Below are 22,691 nucleotides of genomic sequence, written 5' to 3' on the forward strand. Positions count from 1 at the left end.
CATGCATGACACCTAGCTATGGGGGCTTGGCGCTCGAAATTGTTGTACCGGTCTTTAACGAGGAAGCGGTACTCGAAAGCAGCATCAGAAGGCTCTCCGAATACTTGACGCACGAAATGCCGTCGACGTGGAAAATTACCATCGCCGATAATGCAAGCACCGACCGGACTCCGGTGATTGCCGCTCGACTCAGCGAGCACATGCCGAACGTTGAATACCGTCGTCTTGAGGTCAAAGGGCGGGGATACGCCCTGAGGGATGCTTGGGGTGCATCGGAGGCCAAGGTCCTTGCTTATCTGGATGTGGACTTGTCCACCGACCTCGCCGCACTCCCGCCTTTGGTGGCACCCTTGCTATCCGGACATTCGGACATTTCCATCGGCACTCGGCTTGGGCAAAATTCAAGGGTGAGCCGGGGGCCGAAAAGGGAGTTTATTTCCCGGTCCTACAATCTTCTGCTTCGCCGGACAATGCAGGTCCGCTTTTCCGATGCACAGTGCGGTTTCAAGGCAATCCGCGCGGACGTTGCCAAACGTATCCTCCCCCACGTGGAGGATAACGGGTGGTTCTTCGACACGGAGCTCCTGATCATTGCCGAGCGGTCCGGGCTGCGGATTCATGAGATCCCCGTCGACTGGGTGGATGATCCGGACAGCCGGGTGGACATCAAGCAGACCGCTCTCGATGACCTGCGGGGTATGGTCCGGGTGGCCGGGTCTCTCGTAAAGGGAGTGATTCCTGTTCAGGCGATTTATGCCGAGCTCGGCCGCCGTCCAATCGTGCCGTTGGGCCGGCCCAGCTTCTTTGGCCAAGTTCTTCGCTTTGGAGTGGTAGGAGCTGCCTCAACTCTGGCTTTCGCGTTGCTTTACCTCGTTTTGCAAGGGCCTTTCGGGGCACAGGAGGCCAATTTCCTGTCTCTGCTTTTGACGGCCGTGGGTAATACAGCTGCCAACCGCAGGTTCACGTTTGGGATAAGTGGCCCTACGAAGCTGTTCACGCAACAGTTCCAAGGCCTGATCGTATTTCTGCTGGCTTGGGGAATTACGTCCTCTTCATTGGTAATCCTCCATGCTGCGAATCCCGATGCGGCGCCAAACCTGGAACTCCTGACACTGACCGCAGCCAACGTTCTTGCCACTCTCATGAGGTTTGTCCTTCTGAGGCTTTGGGTGTTCCGGATACGGCATAGCAACGGTCGATCAGGACTCTCGGTTTCGGCCACCCTCGCGCCAACTGGACGAGTCCTGTGAGCGCGGTTCTCGACGGCCCCGCAAAGGACACCGAGCGCCTGGGTGGGTCAAGACGTAAGGAAGACATCACGCCAACTCATCACCGCTCATCAATGGTGCGGAGGTTTTGGCGCGGTCCAGTACAAGATGAACGATGGGAGCGGCCCGCACTCTTGGCCTTTCTGGCCGGAACGGCGTTACTGTTCCTGTGGGGACTGGACGCCAACGGATGGGCAAACCCTTACTACTCAGCTGCAGCACAAGCCGGCTCACAGGATTGGAAAGCCTTCTTTTTCGGGTCCTTTGAGTGGGGCAATCTCATCACGGTGGACAAGACGCCTCTCAGCATTTGGGTGATGTCTCTATCCGTACGGTTCTTTGGCCTAAGCAGCTGGAGCATACTCGTTCCCCAGGCACTGATGGGGGTCGCTACCAGCTACCTGATCTACAAGATAATTCGACGCGGTTTTGGTCCCCGAACGGCTCTTTTCGGCGCCGCCGTTTACGCCACGACCCCCGTAGTGGTCCTAATGTCCCGCTTCAACAACCCAGAACCGCTGATGGGCCTGCTAACCGTGGCCTGCGTCCTTATAACACTCAAAGCCATGGAGTCCGGCCGGCTGCGGACCTTCGCTTTGGCAGGGTTCCTCCTGGGGTTGGCATTCATGGCGAAGCAGGTTCAGGCACTGCTTGTGGTTCCCGCTCTGGGCGTGGCTGTCCTGGCTTTCAGCCATGGTCAGTTCTCACGGCGGCTAGTCCAGTTGATTGTCGCGGCGGGAACTCTAATAGCTACATCCTTGGCCTGGTTGGTCACCGTAGATCTGATTCCGGCCTCTCAGAGACCATACATCGGCGGCTCCGCCACCAATAGCGCCATCGAACTCACGATGGACTACAACGGTCTTGCGCGGTTTGTGGAAATTCCGATGACTGCAGAAGGCGGTCGCGCATCGAATGGACAAACTGACGCAGTCCCATATGCTGGCGGACTCCCAAGACTCTTCAATGCCAACTTCGCCCAAGAGATCGTCTGGCTGCTCTTCTCAGCAATGGTGTGCGCATTTGTTATAGCAGTCCTATTCCACTCTCTGGATTTAGCTTCAAAGCAGCGCGCTGTAGCTGCGGTGTCAGTTTTGTGGTTCGGAAGCGTTTTGTCGGTGCTTTGCTTCATGGGCACCATGATTCACACGTACTACACGTATTCCCTCGCCGCACCTCTAGCATTGGTTGTGGCAGTCGGATTGTCCTGTTTGTGGCAGCTCAGGTATCGCGTGGCAATGCGTGTCTTCGGTGCTGCACTCCTCGTTGCTTCCACATACATGGTTATTCGAATCATGGAATACAGCGATGAGTGGCCGTTTTGGGCCAGGGTTTCCCTTGTCCTTACCGGCATAGCGGGGGCCGTGTTATGGCTGGTGCCGGCCCTCTCGGTCAGGATGCCAAGAGTGACCTCAGCAGTTCTCCTAATCAGCGTCCTCAGCGCCCCCACAGCTGCGAACCTGTTTACAGTTGGGACTGCCCAAACAGGGACGAACCCAATGTCAGGTCCAGTCGCTAATGACCCACACTCCCTATCTAGGTTGATGTTGGCAATTAGAGAGGGAGACATTCCGTGGGCCCGACAGACAGCGCTAGGAGCTCCACCCTCACCAACCGTTACAGAGCTGCTGCGCTCTGGTACCTCTGACCAGGACTGGGCCGCAGCGACGTATTCGGCTCAGAATGCTGCTCTGTACCAACTTGACTCTGGCCGCGCCGTCATTCCTCTGGGAGGCTGGCTTGGAAGCGATCCTGCACCGACGCTGGAGCAGTTCAAGGCCCTAGTATCGGAACGTCGTATTGGATACTTAATCCGCCAACAGGATCTACTGGACCGTGGAGGCCTTAGCTTGCATACTGTGGCTATTTCCGACTGGGTGGACCAGCACTTTGTGAAGCAGGTGGTAGACGGTGTCACTCTCTACGATCTTCGGGACTAAATTTAAGGATTCTCAGTCTCGAGCGACCAAGTCAGGGCTCCGGCCGAAATTATCAACTGTCGTTTCCCATTTGTGGCGCGGCCCTCTAAAGGATCCTGCGTGGGAGCGCCCCGCCTTGTTGGCTCTTTTAGCAACGAATGCGGTTCTCTACGTCTGGAACTTGGGTATCAACGGTTGGGCCAATTTCTTTTACAGCGCTGCGGTTCAATCGGGGACGATGGACGCAAAAGCATTCTTCTTTGGATCCTCGGACTGGGGCAATTCAATAACCGTGGATAAGCCTCCCCTCAGCCTGTGGGTGATGGGTATCTCTGTTAAGCTATTCGGCTTCAATCCCGTAGCAATGCTGGCACCCCAAGTACTGATGGGCGTCGGAACCACGCTCTTGATCTACATGCTCCTGCGTCGATATACCTCTGCTGCTGCAGCCCTGTTCGGCGCAGTCGTGTTCTTCACCACACCGATTGTCACCTTGATGTCTCGCTATAACAATCCGGACCCGCTAATGCTTTTGCTAATGGTGGCAGCAGCATGGTTTGTCCTCCGCAGCATCGAAACGGGGCACGGCGGCCCCTTCGTCGTGGCCGGCGCCCTTCTGGGGCTTGCATTCATGACGAAGCAAATGCAGGGAATGCTGAGTGTTCCTGCTCTCGGGTTGTCGTATCTGGTCTACAGCCCAATCAGCTGGCCAAGAAGACTTCGGACGGCAGCTTCGTCTGCTTTAGTACTGATAATTACTGGTGGCCTTTGGATGACAATTGTCGATCTCATACCCGAAAATGCACGGCCCTATGTAGGTGGCTCAGCTTCCAACAGCGTTTTGGAATTGACACTTGCCTATAACGGAGTGGAACGAATAGTTGGCGGCAGGCTGGTTCCCGCCGTCATGCAAGTCCCAGGGCAATTCCGCCCGGTCGATAGCGACGCTGGCATCTTCCGCTTATTCAACGCAAACTACAACCAAGAGGCCTCCTGGCTTTTGCTCGGCGGACTTCTTGCATTAATTCTTCTCGTCGTTCGATGGAAGGCTTCGCCGAAAAGTCCGCCCTTCCGCGCCCTAGTGCTCATATCCGGCGTATGGTTCCTCACTGCGTTCCTCCTGCTCAGCTTCATGGGGAATCAAATCCATACGTACTACACCGCTGCGATCGCGCCACCCCTAGCACTAGTCCTTGGAGTTGCTCTTCACTCAGTCCTCATTGCCCGGTCCTCGGTAGTTGTTCGGTTAGGTGGAGCAATTTGCGCTTTAGCCGCATTGCTAACAACCTGGTTAGTTCTTGCCGGGACTTCTGAATGGCCCACTTGGCTCCCCAACACTGTTCTCACAACCGGCATAATCGCGATCTCTGCACTTATCATTCGCCCACCCAGTCGGCGAATTGAGATATTCGCTGCTGTGACCCTAGTTGGAGCAGTCTTGTCCGGACCGGCCATGACTTCCGTTCACAATGTAACCCTTGAATTCAATGGATCTAATCCACTATCTGGCGTGATGTCCAAAAACCCCGCCAGCATAAGTCATCTTTTGGAGTCGCTCCGAAAGAATGAGATCGCATGGGGTCACGACATAGCTTATGGACGCGTGCCCGACCTAGAAGTTATTGACGTGCTAGCGCGGACGAGAGGCTGCACTTGGTCTGCTGCAACTTACGCCAGCCAGACCGCCGCCCGCCTACAACTCGAGTCCGGCCGCCCAGTAATGCCCCTGGGCGGTTTTGCTGGAAGCGACCCGTCGCCGACTCTTGAAGAATTCATTAATGAGGTCGAAGCAGGGAACATTTGCTACATGGTGCAGCAGGAGGCGTTCCTTGGAGTTCAGGCAACAGAGTCAGCCTCAACTGCGATCTCCGCATGGGTTGAGAGCAACTTCCAGTCCGAAAAGTTGGGTGATACCACCGTGTACCGCCTTACAGACAGGTAGGCGCCTAAATGCAGTAAAGCCCGCCCCGCCAAATGGCGGGACGGGCTTCTGCGTAAGCGGGTTTAGCGCTTGGAGTACTGCTGAGCCTTACGAGCCTTCTTGAGACCGGCCTTCTTACGCTCGATGACGCGGGCGTCGCGAGACAGGTAGCCGGCCTTCTTAAGGGTGGCGCGGTTGTTCTCGACGTCGATCTCGTTCAGTGAACGGGCGATGCCGAGGCGCAGGGCGCCGGCCTGGCCGGAGATGCCGCCGCCGTGGATGCGGGCGATGACATCGTAGGCGCCTTCAAGATCAAGGATCTTGAAGGGCTCGTTGACGTCCTGCTGGTGCAGCTTGTTCGGGAAGTAGTTGTCCAGCGCGCGGCCGTTGATGGTCCACTTGCCGGAGCCGGGCACAACGCGAACGCGTGCAACGGCTTCCTTGCGACGGCCAACAGCTGCGCCGGCAACGGTCAGGGCCGGGCGCTCCTTCTTCGGCGCAGCGGCGTCAGCAGCTGAGCTTTCAGAGGTGTAGCTGGTCAGGGTTTCCTCAGCCTCAACGGCTTCGGTGGTCTCTTCGTTCTGAGCCACGGTTCTCCTTGTATAGATAAGTTGTATGGTGGCCAGGACTACTGGGCGACCTGGGTAATTTCGAAAGTCTTGGGCTGCTGAGCGGCGTGCGGGTGCTCAGCACCGCGGTACACCTTCAGCTTGCCCAGCTGCTGTGCAGCGAGGGAGTTCTTGGGGAGCATGCCCTTGATAGCCTTCTCAACGGCGCGGACCGGGTTGGATTCCAGCAGTTCCGCGTAGTTGACGGAGGTCAGGCCGCCCGGGTAGCCGGAGTGGCGGTATGCGCGCTTCTGCTCCAGCTTGGCGCCGGTGAGGGCAACCTTTTCAGCGTTGATGATGATGACGAAATCGCCCATGTCCATGTGGGACGCAAAGGTGGCCTTGTGCTTGCCGCGCAGCAGGATTGCGGTCTGGCTCGCGAGACGACCAAGGACAACGTCTGTGGCGTCAATGACGTGCCACTGGCGGTTGATATCGCCGGGCTTCGGGGTGTACGTACGCACGGTGTTTGCCTCGTTCTTGTTCTGGCGTTCTTGTTTAGGTGTCACTAGCTCGTGCACCTACTATCTGCGCGCTACCGGAACAGAGGTGAGGGCTCTATGTAACCAGTCATCCTGTGGTTCCGAATGTGCACGTTGAGTAGTCATCCTGCAACCGGATTCTCAAGCGGGCACGCACCATCGGAATAGGACACGCACAACGACTACCAAGATTAGCGCGTTAAGGGGTTCAGGGTCAAAATGGGGTAGCCGGACGCTGCCTCAGTGCCCGCCGGTCTGACGAACGCAGGGGGTCTCAGTGTTTACATCGGGTGATGCGGGTTTGGCACCATGGTTGTTCGTTCTTGGCGCCGCCGTCTTGGGGCTGGCCCTCTCCCCTGTCGCCGAGGTCCTCATCGCCAAGTACCTTCCCAGGCTGGGCAGCCTCCCCACCTTTCGGATCAGAATGACGACGGCGGCACTTACTGGCCTTGTTCTGGTCGCCTTTTCTTTGCGGTTCGGAATGAGCCTTGTACTGCCGGCGTTCATATTCCTGGCCGTGCTAGGCGTTCAACTCGCCCGGATCGATGTCGCCCAGCATTTGCTGCCCAACCCGCTCGTATTAATGCTGCTCGCGGGAGGGTTTGTGCTTTTCTTAGTGCCCGGACTATCCAATCATCAGGCTGACGATCTCCTGCGGGCGGTGCTCGGAGCCGTCATATTGTTTGCCGGTTACCTCATATTGGGATTGATCTCCCCCGGGGGTATCGGAATGGGCGACGTGAAGCTCGCAGCGCCCGTCGGCCTGTACCTCGGGTACCTAGGGTGGAGCCAGCTGTTCTACGGCGGGCTCCTGGGCTTCATCCTGAACGGTGTAGTTACAGTGCTGATCGTGAGCAGAAAAAACCGAAAAAGAGCGTCAGAAGTGGCCCATGGCCCCTCGATGCTTGGCGCCACTGCGGCCATCGCCCTCTTCCTCGTGTAGTTGAGCCGGCGCCCTTCAGGACCTTCACCGGCACTGCCATATCTTCGTTCCAAGTAGTGGGCCACCGTACTCGTTTGCCTACCTGAGTACTGCCCCCATCTTTCGAGTACGTACTTTTGGCGACCCCCGAAAAAGTCGAGTACCACTACGCATTGTTGCCCCTATCCCCCGAATGACAATCTCTTCTTAGCGAAGTCCAGCCGCTAAGGATTTATGGGGGCAGCTGGAAATTCGTTGAAATCAAAAAATCCATTTCACCGAATTAAAGGAAATTACAATGACTTCTCTCATGGTCTCGATGATGGCTTTCGTCGCCGGCGTCAAGGATCGGTTTGAATCCGAAAAGGGCGCCACCGCAACGGAATACTCGCTGTTGGTCGGTCTCATTGCTTTGGTCCTGGTGGTAGGTGTCGGTTTCTTCGGCCGGACCCTCAACACATGGTTCAGCACTCTTGGAACCACCGTTAGCGGCTGGTAACTCGGCGCCGGAACAGGAGCTCCACGATGAAAAGCCTTCTTCTCCTCAGTCGTAGCCTGCAGGCATGGCTGCAAACGGAATTCAGGTCTCAGAAGGGTGCGACGGCAACTGAGTACTCACTCCTTGTCGGCCTGATTGCTCTCGTCCTCGTGGTGGGCGTCGGGTTCTTCGGAACCACCCTAAACACTTGGTTCAGCACGCTCGGAACCACCGTCAGCGGCTGGTAGGTCGAATCTAGAGGTGTGCCGCGCAATCAGCGCGGCACACCGAACCTATTTCAAGCTGCTTATTGTCCAGGGGGACCCTTTGAAACGCAGCCATAAATCCCGGCAACAGGACGAACGAGGTGCCGTTGCTGTCGAGTTCGCCCTTATTGCCCCGATCTTGGTGGCAATCATCATTGCGATTGTTGAATTTTCGAACGCCTATAACGTGCAGGTTTCCGTCACTCAAGCCTCGCGAGAAGCCGCCAGGACTATGGCCATCACAAAGGACGCGACGAAGGCAACCGCCGCCGGCAAAGCGGGGGCCCCATCGATCAATTCTGGATTACTTACTTTCGACTATTCAGCAGCAACATGTCCCGCAACCACACCTGCATCGACCGCCCTCGTCACAGTGACATACAACGGTTCGTCTCTCACAGGCTTCTTCGGGTCCAGTCTTTCACTCACAGGCAAAGGGGCCATGCAATGTGGCGGCTAGTCAGACGAGCACGAGCTGCGGATTCAAACGAACGCGGCGCAGCCGGTGTAACCGTTGCTGTCATGATGCTCGTACTCATTGGTGCCGGCGCAATGGCAGTGGACGTGGGACAGATCTACTCCGAACGCGCCCAGCTTCAAAATGGCGCCGACGCCGGAGCCCTTGCCGTAGCACTTAGCTGCAAAGACGGCCCATGCAATACCGCATTGGCAGACGGACTGGCCAACACAAACTCCAACGATGCCGCCAGCAAAGCCGTCGTTGACATCACTGTTCCTGGACAGGTCACGGTAACAACGTCAACCATTAACGGTTCGTCCAGTTTTCTAACGAACCTTTTTGCTAATGCCCTGAACTCAGGCCCGGTGACCGTCGGGGCGCAAGCCACCGCCGGTAGCCTGCCCCCTGGAAGCGGATCCGGGTTTCCTCTGGCTATTTCCGACGACTGCTACAACCTGACTTCCGCCAGTCCGACGGCTGTCGTCCAAAAGCTTTCTTACAAGCCTGGTGCCACCTGCACCGGGCCGTCTGGGACGGAAATTCCGGGCGGCTGGGGCTGGGTGGACGAGTCTTCCCCGTGCAATGCCATCACAGCAGTTGGAACCAGTGGCATGGCCTCGGACCCGGGCAACAATCCGCCTAGTGGCTGTTCCGCAATCCTGACGGGCTGGAAAGACACGATTCTGGCCGGCGGGGAGATCGAGGTTCAGTTCCCTGTATTCGATACGTCGTCGGGTTCCGGCAATACAGGAAGCTTCAACATTATCGGCTACGCCACGTTCAAGATCTGGGGCTGGAAGTTCGGCAACAATCACGAATACGAGTTCCGCAACACAGCCAGCGATCCTGGAATGACCAGTTCACTCGCGTGTAGTGCGGGGCAAGACCGCTGCATCATCGGCCAATTCATCAGGTACAACATCATCGGATCCGGTAGCGGCCCCGGCGGAACGTACCTGGGCACGTCGGAAATTCGACTTATCAAGTAGTTCCACCAAAGGGGAAAGTAATGAAAGCACGCCTACTGGGAGGCATTGCGGCATTGGTTGTTGCAATCATAGGCACCGTCCTTCTCTTCAACTACGTGCAGGGCGCGGATCGCAGGGCCCTCGCAAATACGGAAACGGAAGACGTCCTTGTGGTCAAGCAGGAGGTTGCCGCGGGGACGCCGGCCAGCCAACTGAGTCAATACGTCACCACGAAGACAGTTCCTCGAACAGCAGTGGCCGAAGGGGTAGTTGAAGACCTTGGATCGCTCGGTTCGAAGGTAACCGCCGTCGGGCTGAAGCCCGGCGAGCAATTGCTAAGCAGCCGCCTGGTTGACGCCAATACCTTTCTGGGTCCTGCAAGGGTTGAGGTGCCGGAAGGTCTCCAGGAAATCACCGTACGTCTCAGCATCGACCGGGTTGTCGGTGGCAAAGTACAGGCCGGAGACACCGTTGGAGTGTTTATTTCGCTGGGGGATGGCGCTTCTTCGGCCGAGGGCGAGGGTGGCAGCGGGACACAGTTGACTTTCCACAAAGTCCTGGTGACCGCGGTCCAGTTCAGCTCGGGCCAGGCAGCACAGACGCAGGGCGAGGCAACTCAGGCCAGTTCGAAGGGCGCCCTCAACGCAGACAGCCAGGACAAGCAGACTACAAGCGACTCCTACCTGATCACATTCGCCAGGAACGCCGTTGATGCTGAAAAGCTGGTGTACGCCGCAGAATTCGGGAAGATCTATCTCTCGAAAGAGCCTGCGAGCGCCACTGAAGGCACCAGCGGAGTCGTCAACCAGACAAAGGTATTTCGATGAGCCGGTTCATTTTGATCTCCCCTTCCGTTGACTACGAATGCAAGGTCAGGGCGTCGGTAGCCCCGCTGAGCGGTTCCCTCCAGTACTTCCAGGCCTCGTACCTTCCCGAGTCCCCGGAAGACATCCTCCGGCAGCAAGCCGGCGAACCGCCCGAGGTCCTGATTCTCGGCCCGGGTTTGCCCTTGGATGAGGCATTGAAGTTTGCAGCCGTCATGGACCTTCAATATCCCGAAATCAGCATTGTCCTGGCCGCGGACGACGACGGCGAGCTCGCCTTGAGTGCCATGCGTTCCGGAATCAGGGACCTTGTACCGCCATCAGCCGACATGGAGCAAGTGCGGGCATTGGTGGAACGGGCAAGCCTGGCAGCGGCAGGCCGTCGTCGTGGTTTGGGGCCCAACACCGCGGAACGTCCCACTACCGAGGGAGGGCGGGTAATCGCCGTAATGTCGCCCAAAGGCGGAGTGGGCAAAACAACAATTGCCAGCAACCTCGCCATTGGCCTGGGACAAATCGCTCCTATGAGCGTCGTTGTAGTGGATCTAGATCTCCAGTTCGGTGATATTGCAAGCGGATTGATGATGGAGCCTGACTTCACCATTACCGACGCAGTGGTTGGCGCGGCCAGCCAGGATGCGATGGTCCTCAAGACGTACCTGACGCTCCACGCCGGCAACATCTACGTCCTCTGCGCACCTCGCAACCCTATTGACATGGACAGGATCAGCGGCGAACACGTCAGTCACCTGCTGCGGCAATTGCGGGCTGAATTCCAATACGTAGTGGTGGATACGGCTCCGGGGCTTGGGGAGCACGTGCTCGCCACCCTGGAACAGGCTACGGACGCTGTCTGGGTATGCGGTATGGACATCCCGAGCATTCGGGGTTTGCGAACGGGGTTCCAGATTCTTTCCGAGCTTGACCTGCTCCCTGATCATCGACACGTTGTCCTTAACATGGCGGACCGCAAGACCGGCCTCACCGTTCAGGACGTAGAAGCGACGATCGGTGCTCCGGTAGATATAGTTCTTCCCCGTTCCAGGAATGTTCCCTTCTCGACTAACAAAGGCGTTCCCCTACTTCAGGACGGGAGCAGGGACCCGGCAGCCAAGGGGCTCAGGCAGCTGGTGGAGCGCTTCAAACCGAACTGGGAGGCTCCACGCAAGAAGCTGCACAGAAGGGCGGTAGTCCAGTGACTCTCTCACACCGATTCGCGAAGTTGCGCGGCGACGAAGTCAGCGGTCTCGACCCGTCGGCGTCTTCCGCATCACAACAACCGCTAGGCACCCTCGGTGCCATCCAGCAGGCACAGGCGACGCAACAAGCTCAGGCCCCAGCTGTGATGGAGGTGACTACCGGAAACGCCAGCGAAGCCCTGTCGGGTTTGAAAGAGCGTGCCAGTCAGGCTCTTTATGAGCGGCTCGGTTCCCGGATCACAGATTCTTCTTTGGAGGAATCAGAGCTTCACCAATTCGTCAAGGATGAGCTGAAAGCCGTAGTCGACGAAGAGCAAGTCCCGCTGTCACAAGGGGAACGACAACGGCTAACCCGGGAAATCATCGACGATGTTCTTGGCCATGGGCCAATGCAGCGCTATCTCGACGATCCTACGGTCACCGAAATTATGGTCAACCGAGCTGACCAAATCTACGTGGAACGTAATGGACACCTCTTCCTGACGGATACTAAGTTCAGCTCTGAAGATGCACTGCGCCGCGTGATTGAACGCATCGTGACGCGCATCGGCCGGAGAATCGATGAGTCTTCGCCACTCGTCGACGCACGCCTGGCGGACGGTTCCCGTGTGAACGCCATCATCCCGCCACTGGCTGTCAATGGCGCGTCTCTTACTATCCGCAAGTTCGGGCGAGAGGCCCTCACCGTTCGTAAGCTCATCGAGTTCGGAAGCCTCTCCCCGGAAATGGCCGAACTGCTGCAGGCCTGTGTACACGCCAAAATGAACATCATCGTCTCGGGCGGTACGGGAACAGGCAAGACCACGATGCTGAACGTGCTGTCATCTTTCATTCCGGCCACAGACCGTATTGTCACGATCGAGGATGCAGTGGAGCTGCAACTCCAACAGGACCACGTGGTCAGGCTGGAGAGCCGGCCGGCAAACATAGAAGGCAAGGGCGAGGTCTCCATACGCGACCTTGTCCGCAACTCACTTCGCATGAGGCCAGACCGGATCGTTGTCGGTGAAGTCCGCGGTGGTGAATCCTTGGACATGCTCCAGGCGATGAATACGGGGCATGATGGCTCGATCTCAACCGTTCACGCGAACTCCCCGAGGGATGCAGTAGCCCGCTTGGAGACCTTGGTCCTCATGGCGGGTATGGACCTTCCGCTTCGTGCCATCCGGGAGCAGATCGCTTCAGCCGTAAACCTCATCGTGCACATCTCACGGCTTCGTGACGGCTCCCGACGGGTAACGCACATTACTGAGGTCCAGGGAATGGAAGGAGACATTGTCACGCTCCAGGACGCTTTTGTCTTCGACTACTCGGCCGGCATAGATGCCAACGGGCGCTTCCTTGGAAAGCCGATTCCCACGGGGGTACGGCCGCGCTTCACGGACCGGTTCGAGGAACTGGGGATCAAGATCTCTCCCGCTGTATTTGGCGCCCAAGCGCTTAGGGGACGGTGATGGAGACTCCCGAAGCTGCGATGCTGATGATGGTGGCGGGTGTGCTGATGATCTTCACCGCGATCATCGTTCTGTTGGTTGTCATCCTCAAGCCCGGAAGCGCGATCCCCCTCTCGCGGCGTCGTCCGGATGTCGCGGCAGCAAGCTCAAGGCTTACTGTTCTGACCGATTCAGCCGTAGGGGTAATCAACAAGCGGCTAAAAGGAAAGAACGATTTCCTGATCAGCCAGGAGAAACTCGAGCGGGCGGGCCTCAAAACCCAACCCGCGGACTTCCTGCTCATGATGGGCGCCGGCGCTCTTGCAGGCGCCGTCTTTGGCTTCCTCTTGGGCGGACTGTTCTTCGCGGTGTTGATGATTGCGGTAATACCCGCCGGCATGATGGCCTACCTTTCCGTGTTGACCTCGCGCCGCAAGAGCAAGTTCGACGAGCAACTCCCGGACACCCTGCAAATGCTGACAGGAAGCATGCGGGCAGGGCACAGCCTCATGCGGGCAATTGATGCTTCGGCTCGTGAGACGGATGCTCCAATGTCGGAGGAGTTGAGCCGGATTGTCAACGAGACGAGGATCGGGCGGGACCTTGGGGAGTCCATGATCGATGTCTCCGCACGCACCGGCAGCGAGGACTTCGCCTGGGTCTCGCAGGCTATCGAAATCCATCGTGAAGTGGGTGGTGATCTAGCGGAAGTGCTCGACCACGTTGGTGAAACAATCCGTGACCGAAACCAGATCCGCCGCCAAGTTAAGGCCCTAAGTGCTGAAGGCAAAATGTCTGCCGGTGTGCTCATGGGTCTCCCGGTCGTGCTCTTCTTCGCACTGATCCTCATCAATGATCAGTACGCTACGACCTTTACCAGCACAGCTCCTGGCTTCCTGATGCTGGGTACCGCCGCTCTTATGCTCACCGCGGGCGGCTTCTGGCTCAGCCGACTAATCAAGCCGAAATACTGAGAGGGTCGCCATGTCCCCGATAGCGCTCGGAGCCATTCTGGCTATCGTGCTACCCATTACCTACCTGGTTTGGTCCGTTGCGGCCACAGACAGGGTTGCCCTGCGAAATATTCAGGCAAACTTGGGACAACGAGCCCGCAACGCTGCGCCGCAAAACCTGTCCGCAGAGTTCAGTGAGATCGCACGCAAGATAACGCCTTTGAACTACATTGCCTGGCTGGATAAGCAGCTTGCAGCTGTAGGCAGACCAAAGGATTGGCCTTTGGAGCGTCTCTTGGTTATAAAGCCGCTTCTTGCACTGGCAGCAGGCATTCTCGGTTTGCTGCATTTTCTTTCTTCACCGGCACCAGCGCGCTTTGCAATTCTGCTGGCCGCAATAGCCTTCGGCTATTTCGCACCTGACCTCCTGGTGCGCAGCAACGCTGAAAAGCGCAGAGCGAAGATTCGACAGGAACTGCCAAATACTTTGGACCAAATGCTTATCTCCGTCCAGGCTGGCTTGGGGTTTGAGGCTGCGATGGCCCGAACAGCCCAGAATGGTAGCGGACCGTTGGCGGATGAGATGACACGAACGCTCCAGGACATGCAAGTAGGACGCTCACGAAAAGAGGCCTATCTGGACATGTCCGATCGCGTTGACGTGCCCGACCTGCGCTCGTTCATTCGGGCCATTGTCCAGGCAGACGCCTACGGCATTGCTATTGCCAAGGTCCTGAAAGTTCAAGCCAACGAAATGCGGCTTAAGCGTCGCCAGCGTGCTGAAGAGCACGCTATGAAGATCCCTGTGAAGATCCTGTTTCCGCTCATCTTCTTTATTTTCCCGACCCTCTTTATCATCCTGCTCGGGCCAGCCGTAATGAACATCATCGCCGCCTTTTCCTAGGAGGAATCGTGAACCAGCTGAATCAGATCATGGTCCGCGCATTCGCCGAGTTCTCCCGCCTGCAGGACCAAGAACGCGGCGCCACCTCCACGGAATACAGCATTCTCACCGGCTTCATAGCCATGGTGATTGTCGCCGGCGTAGGTCTGTTCGGGACCTCGCTCAATTCCGTTTTCGGTTTCCTCACGACTGGCGTAAAGACTGCCTTGGGTATCCCATAGCTAGGTCGCCCGCGCAATGCTGTGCCCAAATACCGGACCCCCTCGGCACCCAGAACCGAGGGGGTCCTTTTGTGCGCTCCTGGTGCTAGAAATCCCAGTGTTCCCGCAGCAAGAGCAACACAAAAACGCAAGAAAAAAACACCACGTACAGCCTTTGCGCAGGATGTTCCAAGATCCGGGATTAGCGCCAAAACTGGTTGCTAGCTTCGTTTCAGTGCTGGTGCAGGGCCAGCCATCCGTCTCGCACAGGAGTCTCAAATGCTCTCTCTCTACACTAGCCTCATGATCCGCCTTCGCAACGAAGAGAAGGGTGCCACCGCCGTCGAGTACGGCATCATGGTCGCCCTCATCGCTGTGGTCGTAATCGTGGCAGTCAGCACCTTAGGCGGCCAGCTCGGCAACCTGTTCACGGACGTCAACTACGACATCAAAAACCCGCCGGCGCCTACTGCCGCTGCTACCTCCGCTCCTTAGCACCCACATGTCCGGTTCCGGCCCCCCATATCGGAACCGCACCGCCTCAAGCAGCTGGGGCAAAACGAGTCTTTCAGGAAGAGGTGCAGCAGGTGTCACACGATTCGGAACGCGGTGCGGCCGCCGTCGAATTCGCGATCCTGCTGCCCCTCCTCTTGATGCTTGTCCTGGGAACCATCGAATTTGGCAGGGCCTACAACGCCCAGATCACCCTCACTAACGCAGCCCGGGACGGCGTGCGCGTGATGGCCATCGGCAACGATCCAACCGGTGCCAGGATCGCCGCCAAGAACGCGGCAGCCTCCGTCAGCACCACCATCCCCAACTCGGACATATTGTTCAGCACGAACGTGTGCGCCACGGGCAGCCAGGTGACCCTCACCATCAAATACAACCTGGCCACCATCACCGGAATTGCAGGACCCTTCCCCATGTCGGGCAAGGGGGTCATGCTGTGCGGCGGCTGACGGCAGAGACTGACAACGAGCGCGGCGCCGTCAGCGTCATCGTCGCCATCCTTTTGGTCACCCTCCTCGGCTTCGTCGCAATCGCCGTCGATGTCGGGGTCATCTACTCGGAACGCGCGCAGTTGCAGAACGGCGCTGACGCCTCCGCCATCGCAATGGCGCAGAAGTGCGCACGTGATGAGGCTGACATTGACTGCTCAACCGCGTCGCCCCTCGCCGGCAGCCTTGCCAACCAGAACGCGCTGGACGGCATAAGCAAGGTGCACACCATCCACCTCGACAAAACAACACGAAAGGTCAGCGTCACCACCTCCGCGAAGGAAGTGGGCGGCACTGACAACTCCGTCTCCCTCTTCTTTGCGGACGTCCTCGGCGTCCCCACCAAAGAAGTTGGCGCCCGCGCTTCCGCAATTTGGGGAAGTCCCAAGGCCGGCCGTACCGCGTTTCCGCTGGCCTTCTCCGTCTGCCAGGTCAAGGACAAGATCGGCAGCGGTCTCCAGCTTCTTCAGGAGCACGGCAAGAACGCCAATGCCGACTGCAACTACGGCCCTTCCGGGGCTGCGGTGCAGGGCGGCTTCGGCTGGCTGGTCCAGGACGCGGGACAGTGCGGGGGCACCATCGATCTTTCCGTCAGCGAAGGTGGCAGCGACCCCGGGAACAACGCACCGGGAAACTGCTCAACCGAACTGAACCGATGGGCAAGCGAATTAGCAGCCGGCCGGGACGTCATTGTGCTCCTGCCGGTGTTCACCAAGGTCACCGGAACAGGATCGGGCGCCGTCTACGGACTGGTCTCCTTTGCCGCGTTCAAAGTCACCGGCTGGAAGTTCAGCGGCAACGCGGGCCTGCCCTACGAATTCCAAAGCGAAAGATCCACGACGACGGGTGTCACCGCCGCCACGGAATGCAAGGGTGAGTGCCGAGGCGTCATCGGCAGCTTCGTCAAGTACGTCTCACTCGCCGACGGCTACACGCTGGGCCCGGTCGACCCCTACGGCGCCACCATTGCCCGCCCAGTTCTCTAGCCATCACACCAGACAATTCAGGAGTTTTAACGTGAAGTCTCGCCTGCTCGCCGGAACGGCCGCGGTTGCCCTGGCGCTCGTGGGAGCCCTTCTCATCATCTTTTACGCGAACGGCGCCGACCAGCGCGCACTCGCTTCAACCGAACCCGTGGATGTCCTGGTGGTCAAGACCGCCATCCCGGCGGGTACCCCGGTTAATGACATGACGGCTTCGCTGGTCATCGAACAGGTCCCCGCCGCTGGAAAATCCGCGAGCGCACTGAGCTCACTGGACACCAAAGCCGGCACCGTCAGCGCCGTTGACCTCGTCCCCGGGGAACAGCTGCTGACCGAGCGGCTTGTTGCCCCGGCGGATGTCAAGGCGAAGGGCACCGTGGATGTTCCCCCCGGGCTTCAGGAAGTCTCATTTGAGGTGGAACCCAAGCGCGTGGTGGGAGGGAGGATTGACGTCGGGGAGCATGTGGGCATCTTCCTCACCTTTGACAGCGGAGGCTACAAGGCCAAGGCCGACGACGCCACCACCCAGCTGACGGTCCGCAAAGTCCTAGTCACCGCTGTCCAGCGGGCCCCTCAAGCGGCGAGCGCCGAGAAGCCGGCCGACGGCACCAACCCCCAGGACACCACCCTGCCCGAGGGCTCGCTTATGCTCACCGTCGCGGTCAACGACGTCGACGCCGGCAAGATCGTTTTCGCCTCTGAGTTCGGCCGGCTGTGGCTCACCAAGGAACCCCTGGACGCCCAGGACAACGGACCCCGGATCGAACGCAAGGAAGTGGTCTACAAGTGAGCCGGTTCGTCCTCCTCTCCCCCAGCGGCGAGTTCGACCAGAAGCTGCGCGCCGCCGTCGCCCACGGACTGCGCGGCTCCGTCCAGACCATCGCCTCGGACATTCTCCCCGCCGGCCCCGCAGAACTGTTTGCCCTCCTCAACCAGGAGCAGCCAGAAGTCCTGATCATCGGACCGGATGTCCCCTACGAGGAGGCGCTCAGGTTCGCCAAAGTCTTCGACGTCCAGCTCCCCGGCCTCAGCCTGGTGCTGGTCAGCGATGTGGACCCGTCCTTCCTGGTCCACGCCATGCGCGCCGGCATCCGGGACATCCTCAGCCCGCAGGCGGACGCCGCGGAAATCCGGGTGCTGCTCGAGCGCGCCTGCCAGTCCTTCGCCACCCGCCACCGCAGCCCGGAAACACATCCGGAACAGAGCGGCAAGGGCCTGGTGATCGGCGTCTTCTCCCCCAAGGGCGGCGTCGGCAAAACAACTCTTGCCACCAACATTGCGGTCGGCCTCGGCCAGATCGCGCCCATGAGCGTGGTCATCGTGGACCTTGACCTGCAGTTCGGCGATGTCGCCTCCGGCCTGTACCTCAACCCCGAGCACACGGTCACGGACGCCGTCACGCCCGCGGCCGCCCAGGACTCGCTGGTCCTCAAGGCATTCCTCACGGTGCACCCGGCCGGGATCTACGCCCTCTGCGCTCCGCCCAACCCCGTGGACGCGGACCACATCACGCCGGACCAAATTACCCGACTGCTGGAACAGCTGTCCCAGGAATTCCAGTACGTGGTCCTGGACACAGCTCCCGGCATGCCCGAAATCGGCCTCGCCGCCATGGAACAGTGCACGGACGTTGTCTGTGTCAGCGCCATGGACATTCCCAGCCTCCGCGGCTTGCGCTCCGGCCTGGAGGTGCTCCGGCAGCTGGAGATCATGCCCGAATCCCGGCACGTGGTCCTGAACATGGCCGACGCCAAAGCCGGCCTCAACGTCCAGGATGTGGAGTCCACCATCGGCGCCCCCGTGGATGTCAGCGTTCCCCGGTCCCGGGCCGTCGCACTGTCCACTAACCGCGGCATCCCCGTCCTCCAGGAATCGAAGAAGGACCCCGCCGTCAAAAGCCTCCGTCAGCTGGTGGAGAGGTTCAACCCGGCGTGGCGTACCCAGACCCAGCGGAAGCTGCACCGAAGGGTGGTCATCTGATGAAACTCTCCGAACGGATCAGCGCGGTCCAGGAGCGCAACCAGCCCTCGGGCAGCAGCGTTGCCGTGCTAGAACCCCTTCGTCCCGCGGCTGCCCCGGCCACTTCAAGGGAGAGCGGGCCGCGGCACCTTCCCGCCGCTCCCGCCGTCGTTCTTCCAACGTCCGACGCCGGCGCCTCCTTGGTGCCTTCAGCTCCGTCGATGCCTAAGGCACAGGCTGTTGATGTCTTCGCTGCCATGAAGCACCGGGCGGCCACTGCCCTGTTCGAACGGATGGGCGCACGCTTCAACGACGCGACGGCCACCGAGCAGGAGCTGCGGAGTACAGCCAAGGAGGAACTGACACGGATCATCGACGCCGAACAGGTTCCGCTCACTCCCGAGGAACGTACCCGGCTGGTCCAGGATGTCGCCGACGATGTGCTGGGTTTCGGCCCCCTCCAGCGACTGCTGGACGACCCCGCCGTCACGGAAATCATGGTCAACCGGATGGACCAGATCTATGTGGAACGCAAGGGCAAACTGACCCTGACGGAGTCCCGGTTCAGCTCCGAGGACCACCTGCGCAAGGTCATTGAGCGGATCGTGTCCAAGGTGGGCCGCCGCATTGACGAGTCCTCCCCGCTGGTGGACGCCCGCCTCGAGGACGGTTCGCGCGTCAACGCCGTCATCCCGCCACTGGCCGTGGGCGGTTCCTCGCTGACCATCCGTAAATTCAGCAAGGTCCCGCTGACCGTCCGCAACCTGATCGATTTCGGCACGCTCACCCCGGAGATGGCCGAGCTGCTCAACGCCTGCGTCAAGGCCAAACTCAACATCATCGTCTCCGGCGGCACAGGCACCGGCAAAACCACCCTCCTCAATGTGCTGTCCTCCTTCCTCCCCGCGGACGAACGGATCGTCACCATCGAGGACGCCGTGGAACTGCAGATCCAGCAGCAGCACGTGGTCCGGCTTGAAAGCCGCCCGCCTAACACTGAAGGCAAAGGCGAGGTGACCATCCGCGAGCTGCTCCGGAACTCGCTGCGCATGCGGCCCGACCGGATCGTGGTTGGTGAGGTCCGCGGCGGCGAATCGCTGGACATGCTCCAGGCCATGAACACCGGCCACGACGGCTCCCTCTCAACAGTCCACTCCAACTCCCCCCGCGACGCAGTGGCCCGCCTCGAAACCCTGGTGCTGATGGCCGGGATGGACCTGCCGCTGCGGGCCATCAGGGAACAAATCGCCTCCGCCGTCAACCTCATCGTCCAGATCTCCCGGCTCCGCGACGGCTCACGCCGCATCACCCACGTCACCGAAGTCCAGGGCATGGAAGGAGACATCGTGACCCTCCAGGACGCCTTCGTCTTCGACTACTCCGCCGGCGTGGACGCCCAGGGCCGCTTCCTCGGCAAGCCCGTGGCCACCGGCATCAGGCCGCGGTTCATCGACCGGTTCGAAGACCTGGGCATCCACGTCTCCCCCGGCGTCTTCGCCGGACCCCCGACGGCGGTGGGCCAGCCTCCGGCCGGCCAGAACCACGGCGGACGGTAACAGCAACCATGATTCTTGCTGCCGGAACAGCCATCCTGCTGATAGCCGTAACCCTGTTCGGTGCCGCTGTGCTCCTGCCCAGCGCCCCGGACGTGCCGCTGGACCGCCGTCGTCCTTTTGATCCTGAACCACCGTCATCCCTGGCGCGCGTGGCGCTCTCCGCCGTCCGGTCCTTCGAACGGCTTCTCGCCGGCCGGAGCATCACGCTGTTTGCCCGGCCCGAGCTGGAAAACGCCGGACTCCGGCTCAGCCAGGCCGAGTTCTTCCTGCTGGTAGGGATTGGCGCCGCCGTAGGGATGCTGGTGGGCACAGTGACGGTTGGTCCGTTGGTGGGTCTGCTCCTGGCGCTGCTGGCGCCAATGATCGGGAAGCTTGTCCTGGGATTCCTGGCCGGCAGACGCCGCGCCACGTTCGACAACCAGCTGGGCGACACCCTGCAGCTTCTCTCCGGCGGACTCCGCGCCGGGCACAGTATCCTGCGCGCCATCGACGCCGCGGCGTCGGAATCACAGAAGCCGACGTCGGAGGAGATGCGGCGGGTGATCACGGAGACCAGCCTGGGGCGCGACCTGCTGGCCGCCCTGAACGACACTGCCGAGCGGATGAAGAACGAGGATTTCGTCTGGATTTCCCAGGCAATCCAGATCAACCGCGAGGTGGGCGGCAACCTGGCCGACGTCCTGGACCAGGTCAACGAAACCATCCGCGAGCGCGCCGAAATCAAGGGCCACATCAAGGCCCTCGCAGCCGAGGGTAAGTTCTCCGCCTACATCCTCATCGCCATGCCGTTCGGCATCGTAGCCATGCTGCTGGCCGTAAGCCCCAGCTACATGAACTCCATGTTCACCCATCCCCTGGGCTGGGCCATGATCGGAGCATCGTTTGTCCTCATGACCATCGGCGCGCTGTGGATGCGCAAGATCATCGACCTGAAGTTCTGAGACACCATGAGCCTGACAATCCTCCTCGCCATCGTCCTGGTCTGCGTCCCCCTGGCCGCAGTGGCCTGGTCCGTCCTGACCGTGGACAAGCAGGGCCGCCTGGCGGTCAGCGACCTGCTCTCCCGCGGTGCCGTGGCGACCGCAGCTGCCCCGGAAACCAAACCCGGCATGCTCGAAGGCATCGGCCGGCGTCTCACTCCCCCGGCATATGTGGCGTTCCTGGACCGCCTCTTGGCCCTCGCCGGACGTCCTGCCTCCATGCCGCTGGGCAAAGTCCTTGGCTCCAAGCTGGCCATAGGCCTGGCGGGTGCCACCGCCGGCATCTACCTGACCGCCATCGGCAGCACGCCCCTGATGAAGCTTGCGGGACTGTTCCTGCTGTTCCTGGGCTACTTCATCCCTGACCTCCTGCTCTACAGCAAAGGGCAGGAACGCCAGAAGGTGATGCAGCTGGAACTGGCCAACACACTGGACCAGATGCTGATCTCCGTGGAAGCCGGCCTGGGCTTTGAAGGTGCCATGGCTCGCGCAGGGGAAAACGGCAAAGGCCCGCTGGCTGAAGAACTGGTCCGGACCCTGCAGGACATGCAGGTAGGCCGCAGCCGCCGGGAGTCCTACATTGCGCTGGCGGAACGGACCAACATCCCCGAGCTGCGCAGCTTTGTCCAGGCGGTGGTCCAGGCGGACACCTACGGCATCGCCATCAGCCGCGTGTTGCGGGTCCAAGCGAAAGTCATGCGGGTCAAGCGGCGCCAGCGTGCCGAGGAAAAGGCGATGAAACTCCCCGTCATGATCCTGTTTCCCCTGTTGTTCTTCATTTTCCCGGTTTTTTTTATCGCCATTCTTGGACCGGCCGTCATTAATACCGTGGTGACTTTCAGCGCGCAGTAAACCGGCGCAGTGCCAGCTGAAATATCCCTCAAGGTTTCCACAGGATCACCCGAAACAGGACAACGGAAGAATTTCAGGAAGTAGCCTTGAACAATGCACAGTCAAGATCCCGGCACCAGCAGCGAGGCCGCCGCCGCGGGCGCGCTGCAGCCAGGGATCGCGTCAGCCGGAACCGCTCTGTCACAGGAAGCGGACGGACTCTTGCCGCTCATTGACGCAGGTGTCCTCGAAGAACTCGAAGACGAGCTCGCCGGTTCCGGCCTCGCCCAGCGCTTCGCCCATGACTACGCTGCCATGTGGGACCAGCGCTACGCCAGGCTGGCAGCAGCCGTGGACACCCAGGACACCGACTCCGCCCTTGATGCCGTGATCAGCCTGAAGATCACCTCCGCCATGGTCGGCGGTCTCCGGCTGGCCAAGCTCGCCGAACTCCTGGAAACCGTGATCCGCCTGGGCGATTTCAGCCGGGGCCGGGTGCTGATGGAACGGGTTGCCCTGGACGGCGGACAGACTGTCTCCGAGCTCCAGGCCAAGTACATCCTGGAACACGACTGA

General features: G+C 59.9%; 25 protein-coding genes. 23 read left to right on the forward strand and 2 right to left on the reverse strand.

Annotated features, from left to right (window positions below):
* Nucleotides 1–5: 5 nt before the first annotated feature.
* The 3 genes from CXX84_RS02155 to CXX84_RS02165 all read left to right on the forward strand — a co-directional run bounded on the left by CXX84_RS02155 (nt 6) and on the right by CXX84_RS02165 (nt 5,129).
* On the forward strand, nt 6–1,250 hold the full coding sequence (locus CXX84_RS02155; RefSeq protein ID WP_102975075.1) for a bifunctional glycosyltransferase family 2/GtrA family protein: 1,245 nt from the start codon (nt 6–8) through the stop codon (nt 1,248–1,250).
* A gap of 152 nt (nt 1,251–1,402) precedes the next feature.
* A complete protein-coding gene (locus tag CXX84_RS02160; protein WP_223252922.1) occupies nt 1,403–3,208 on the forward strand; it encodes a glycosyltransferase family 39 protein in 1,806 nt (601 codons plus the stop codon).
* Nucleotides 3,209–3,326: 118 nt separating this feature from the next.
* Nucleotides 3,327–5,129 (forward strand): ArnT family glycosyltransferase, encoded by a 1,803-nt coding sequence (locus CXX84_RS02165; RefSeq protein WP_146031806.1) that lies wholly within the window; start codon nt 3,327–3,329, stop codon nt 5,127–5,129.
* A gap of 62 nt (nt 5,130–5,191) precedes the next feature.
* Here the strand turns inward: CXX84_RS02165 and rpsI are convergent, their stop codons facing one another.
* Both rpsI and rplM read right to left on the reverse strand, forming a co-directional pair.
* Nucleotides 5,192–5,698 (reverse strand): 30S ribosomal protein S9, encoded by a 507-nt coding sequence (rpsI, locus tag CXX84_RS02170; RefSeq protein WP_050684362.1) that lies wholly within the window; start codon nt 5,696–5,698, stop codon nt 5,192–5,194.
* A gap of 38 nt (nt 5,699–5,736) precedes the next feature.
* On the reverse strand, nt 5,737–6,180 hold the full coding sequence (rplM, locus tag CXX84_RS02175) for a 50S ribosomal protein L13 (RefSeq protein ID WP_015937805.1): 444 nt from the start codon (nt 6,178–6,180) through the stop codon (nt 5,737–5,739).
* Between the two features lie 331 nt (nt 6,181–6,511).
* Here rplM and CXX84_RS02180 point away from each other — a divergent pair, with 331 nt between their 5' ends.
* The 20 genes from CXX84_RS02180 to CXX84_RS02275 all read left to right on the forward strand — a co-directional run bounded on the left by CXX84_RS02180 (nt 6,512) and on the right by CXX84_RS02275 (nt 22,691).
* Entirely contained in the window at nt 6,512–7,141 is a 630-nt protein-coding gene (locus tag CXX84_RS02180) for a prepilin peptidase (RefSeq protein ID WP_223252923.1), read from the forward strand.
* 277 nt (nt 7,142–7,418) lie between these two features.
* On the forward strand, nt 7,419–7,619 hold the full coding sequence (locus tag CXX84_RS02185) for a Flp family type IVb pilin (protein ID WP_102975078.1): 201 nt from the start codon (nt 7,419–7,421) through the stop codon (nt 7,617–7,619).
* Between the two features lie 26 nt (nt 7,620–7,645).
* Nucleotides 7,646–7,846, forward strand: a complete 201-nt coding sequence (locus tag CXX84_RS02190) for a Flp family type IVb pilin (protein WP_102975079.1) — start codon at nt 7,646–7,648, stop codon at nt 7,844–7,846.
* 79 nt (nt 7,847–7,925) lie between these two features.
* On the forward strand, nt 7,926–8,324 hold the full coding sequence (locus CXX84_RS02195) for a TadE/TadG family type IV pilus assembly protein (RefSeq protein ID WP_102975346.1): 399 nt from the start codon (nt 7,926–7,928) through the stop codon (nt 8,322–8,324).
* Entirely contained in the window at nt 8,312–9,313 is a 1,002-nt protein-coding gene (locus CXX84_RS02200) for a TadE/TadG family type IV pilus assembly protein (RefSeq protein ID WP_102975080.1), read from the forward strand. Before CXX84_RS02195 ends, CXX84_RS02200 begins: the two co-directional genes overlap by 13 nt.
* Before the next feature lie 20 nt (nt 9,314–9,333).
* Nucleotides 9,334–10,119: a Flp pilus assembly protein CpaB gene (locus CXX84_RS02205; protein WP_102975081.1), complete on the forward strand. Its 786-nt coding sequence runs from the start codon at nt 9,334–9,336 to the stop codon at nt 10,117–10,119.
* Nucleotides 10,116–11,315, forward strand: coding sequence for a CpaE family protein (locus CXX84_RS02210; RefSeq protein WP_102975082.1), 1,200 nt, complete (start codon nt 10,116–10,118; stop codon nt 11,313–11,315). The genes CXX84_RS02205 and CXX84_RS02210 overlap by 4 nt, the downstream gene beginning before the upstream one ends.
* Nucleotides 11,316–11,461: 146 nt before the next feature.
* Nucleotides 11,462–12,769, forward strand: coding sequence for a CpaF family protein (locus CXX84_RS02215; RefSeq protein WP_102975347.1), 1,308 nt, complete (start codon nt 11,462–11,464; stop codon nt 12,767–12,769).
* Nucleotides 12,769–13,722, forward strand: a complete 954-nt coding sequence (locus CXX84_RS02220; protein WP_102975083.1) for a type II secretion system F family protein — start codon at nt 12,769–12,771, stop codon at nt 13,720–13,722. Before CXX84_RS02215 ends, CXX84_RS02220 begins: the two co-directional genes overlap by 1 nt.
* Before the next feature lie 10 nt (nt 13,723–13,732).
* A complete protein-coding gene (locus tag CXX84_RS02225) occupies nt 13,733–14,605 on the forward strand; it encodes a type II secretion system F family protein (RefSeq protein WP_102975084.1) in 873 nt (290 codons plus the stop codon).
* Nucleotides 14,606–14,613: 8 nt separating this feature from the next.
* Nucleotides 14,614–14,826, forward strand: a complete 213-nt coding sequence (locus tag CXX84_RS02230) for a Flp family type IVb pilin (RefSeq protein WP_223252924.1) — start codon at nt 14,614–14,616, stop codon at nt 14,824–14,826.
* A 258-nt stretch (nt 14,827–15,084) separates the two neighbouring features.
* Complete coding sequence (locus tag CXX84_RS02235) at nt 15,085–15,300, forward strand: Flp family type IVb pilin (RefSeq protein ID WP_102975085.1); 216 nt, start codon at nt 15,085–15,087, stop codon at nt 15,298–15,300.
* A gap of 92 nt (nt 15,301–15,392) precedes the next feature.
* The gene (locus tag CXX84_RS02240) at nt 15,393–15,767 is read left to right on the forward strand and encodes a TadE/TadG family type IV pilus assembly protein (RefSeq protein WP_102975349.1); all 375 of its coding nucleotides are present in this window, start codon (nt 15,393–15,395) and stop codon (nt 15,765–15,767) included.
* A complete protein-coding gene (locus tag CXX84_RS02245) occupies nt 15,755–16,792 on the forward strand; it encodes a TadE/TadG family type IV pilus assembly protein (protein ID WP_102975086.1) in 1,038 nt (345 codons plus the stop codon). The genes CXX84_RS02240 and CXX84_RS02245 overlap by 13 nt, the downstream gene beginning before the upstream one ends.
* A 31-nt stretch (nt 16,793–16,823) precedes the next feature.
* Entirely contained in the window at nt 16,824–17,579 is a 756-nt protein-coding gene (locus tag CXX84_RS02250; RefSeq protein WP_102975087.1) for a Flp pilus assembly protein CpaB, read from the forward strand.
* The gene (locus CXX84_RS02255) at nt 17,576–18,769 is read left to right on the forward strand and encodes a CpaE family protein (RefSeq protein ID WP_102975088.1); all 1,194 of its coding nucleotides are present in this window, start codon (nt 17,576–17,578) and stop codon (nt 18,767–18,769) included. Before CXX84_RS02250 ends, CXX84_RS02255 begins: the two co-directional genes overlap by 4 nt.
* Nucleotides 18,769–20,304, forward strand: coding sequence for a CpaF family protein (locus tag CXX84_RS02260; RefSeq protein ID WP_102975089.1), 1,536 nt, complete (start codon nt 18,769–18,771; stop codon nt 20,302–20,304). Before CXX84_RS02255 ends, CXX84_RS02260 begins: the two co-directional genes overlap by 1 nt.
* 8 nt (nt 20,305–20,312) lie before the next feature.
* A complete protein-coding gene (locus CXX84_RS02265) occupies nt 20,313–21,245 on the forward strand; it encodes a type II secretion system F family protein (RefSeq protein ID WP_102975090.1) in 933 nt (310 codons plus the stop codon).
* 6 nt (nt 21,246–21,251) lie between these two features.
* The gene (locus CXX84_RS02270) at nt 21,252–22,136 is read left to right on the forward strand and encodes a type II secretion system F family protein (protein WP_102975091.1); all 885 of its coding nucleotides are present in this window, start codon (nt 21,252–21,254) and stop codon (nt 22,134–22,136) included.
* A gap of 93 nt (nt 22,137–22,229) precedes the next feature.
* Complete coding sequence (locus CXX84_RS02275) at nt 22,230–22,691, forward strand: Hpt domain-containing protein (protein ID WP_102975092.1); 462 nt, start codon at nt 22,230–22,232, stop codon at nt 22,689–22,691.

This window comes from Arthrobacter sp. AFG7.2, assembly GCF_002892835.1.
Lineage (GTDB): Bacteria > Actinomycetota > Actinomycetes > Actinomycetales > Micrococcaceae > Arthrobacter.

What these genes read in the sequence shown, in the direction of transcription:
- CXX84_RS02275 (WP_102975092.1), top strand. Translation starts at nt 22,230, where the DNA reads ATGCACAGTCAAGATCCCGGCACCAGCAGCGAGGCCGCCGCCGCGGGC.
- CXX84_RS02190 (WP_102975079.1), top strand. Translation starts at nt 7,646, where the DNA reads ATGAAAAGCCTTCTTCTCCTCAGTCGTAGCCTGCAGGCATGGCTGCAA.
- CXX84_RS02205 (WP_102975081.1), top strand. Translation starts at nt 9,334, where the DNA reads ATGAAAGCACGCCTACTGGGAGGCATTGCGGCATTGGTTGTTGCAATC.
- CXX84_RS02200 (WP_102975080.1), top strand. Translation starts at nt 8,312, where the DNA reads ATGTGGCGGCTAGTCAGACGAGCACGAGCTGCGGATTCAAACGAACGC.
- CXX84_RS02265 (WP_102975090.1), top strand. Translation starts at nt 20,313, where the DNA reads ATGATTCTTGCTGCCGGAACAGCCATCCTGCTGATAGCCGTAACCCTG.
- CXX84_RS02215 (WP_102975347.1), top strand. Translation starts at nt 11,462, where the DNA reads ATGGAGGTGACTACCGGAAACGCCAGCGAAGCCCTGTCGGGTTTGAAA.
- CXX84_RS02225 (WP_102975084.1), top strand. Translation starts at nt 13,733, where the DNA reads ATGTCCCCGATAGCGCTCGGAGCCATTCTGGCTATCGTGCTACCCATT.
- CXX84_RS02235 (WP_102975085.1), top strand. Translation starts at nt 15,085, where the DNA reads ATGCTCTCTCTCTACACTAGCCTCATGATCCGCCTTCGCAACGAAGAG.
- CXX84_RS02270 (WP_102975091.1), top strand. Translation starts at nt 21,252, where the DNA reads ATGAGCCTGACAATCCTCCTCGCCATCGTCCTGGTCTGCGTCCCCCTG.
- CXX84_RS02185 (WP_102975078.1), top strand. Translation starts at nt 7,419, where the DNA reads ATGACTTCTCTCATGGTCTCGATGATGGCTTTCGTCGCCGGCGTCAAG.
- CXX84_RS02210 (WP_102975082.1), top strand. Translation starts at nt 10,116, where the DNA reads ATGAGCCGGTTCATTTTGATCTCCCCTTCCGTTGACTACGAATGCAAG.
- CXX84_RS02220 (WP_102975083.1), top strand. Translation starts at nt 12,769, where the DNA reads ATGGAGACTCCCGAAGCTGCGATGCTGATGATGGTGGCGGGTGTGCTG.
- CXX84_RS02155 (WP_102975075.1), top strand. Translation starts at nt 6, where the DNA reads ATGACACCTAGCTATGGGGGCTTGGCGCTCGAAATTGTTGTACCGGTC.
- CXX84_RS02260 (WP_102975089.1), top strand. Translation starts at nt 18,769, where the DNA reads ATGAAACTCTCCGAACGGATCAGCGCGGTCCAGGAGCGCAACCAGCCC.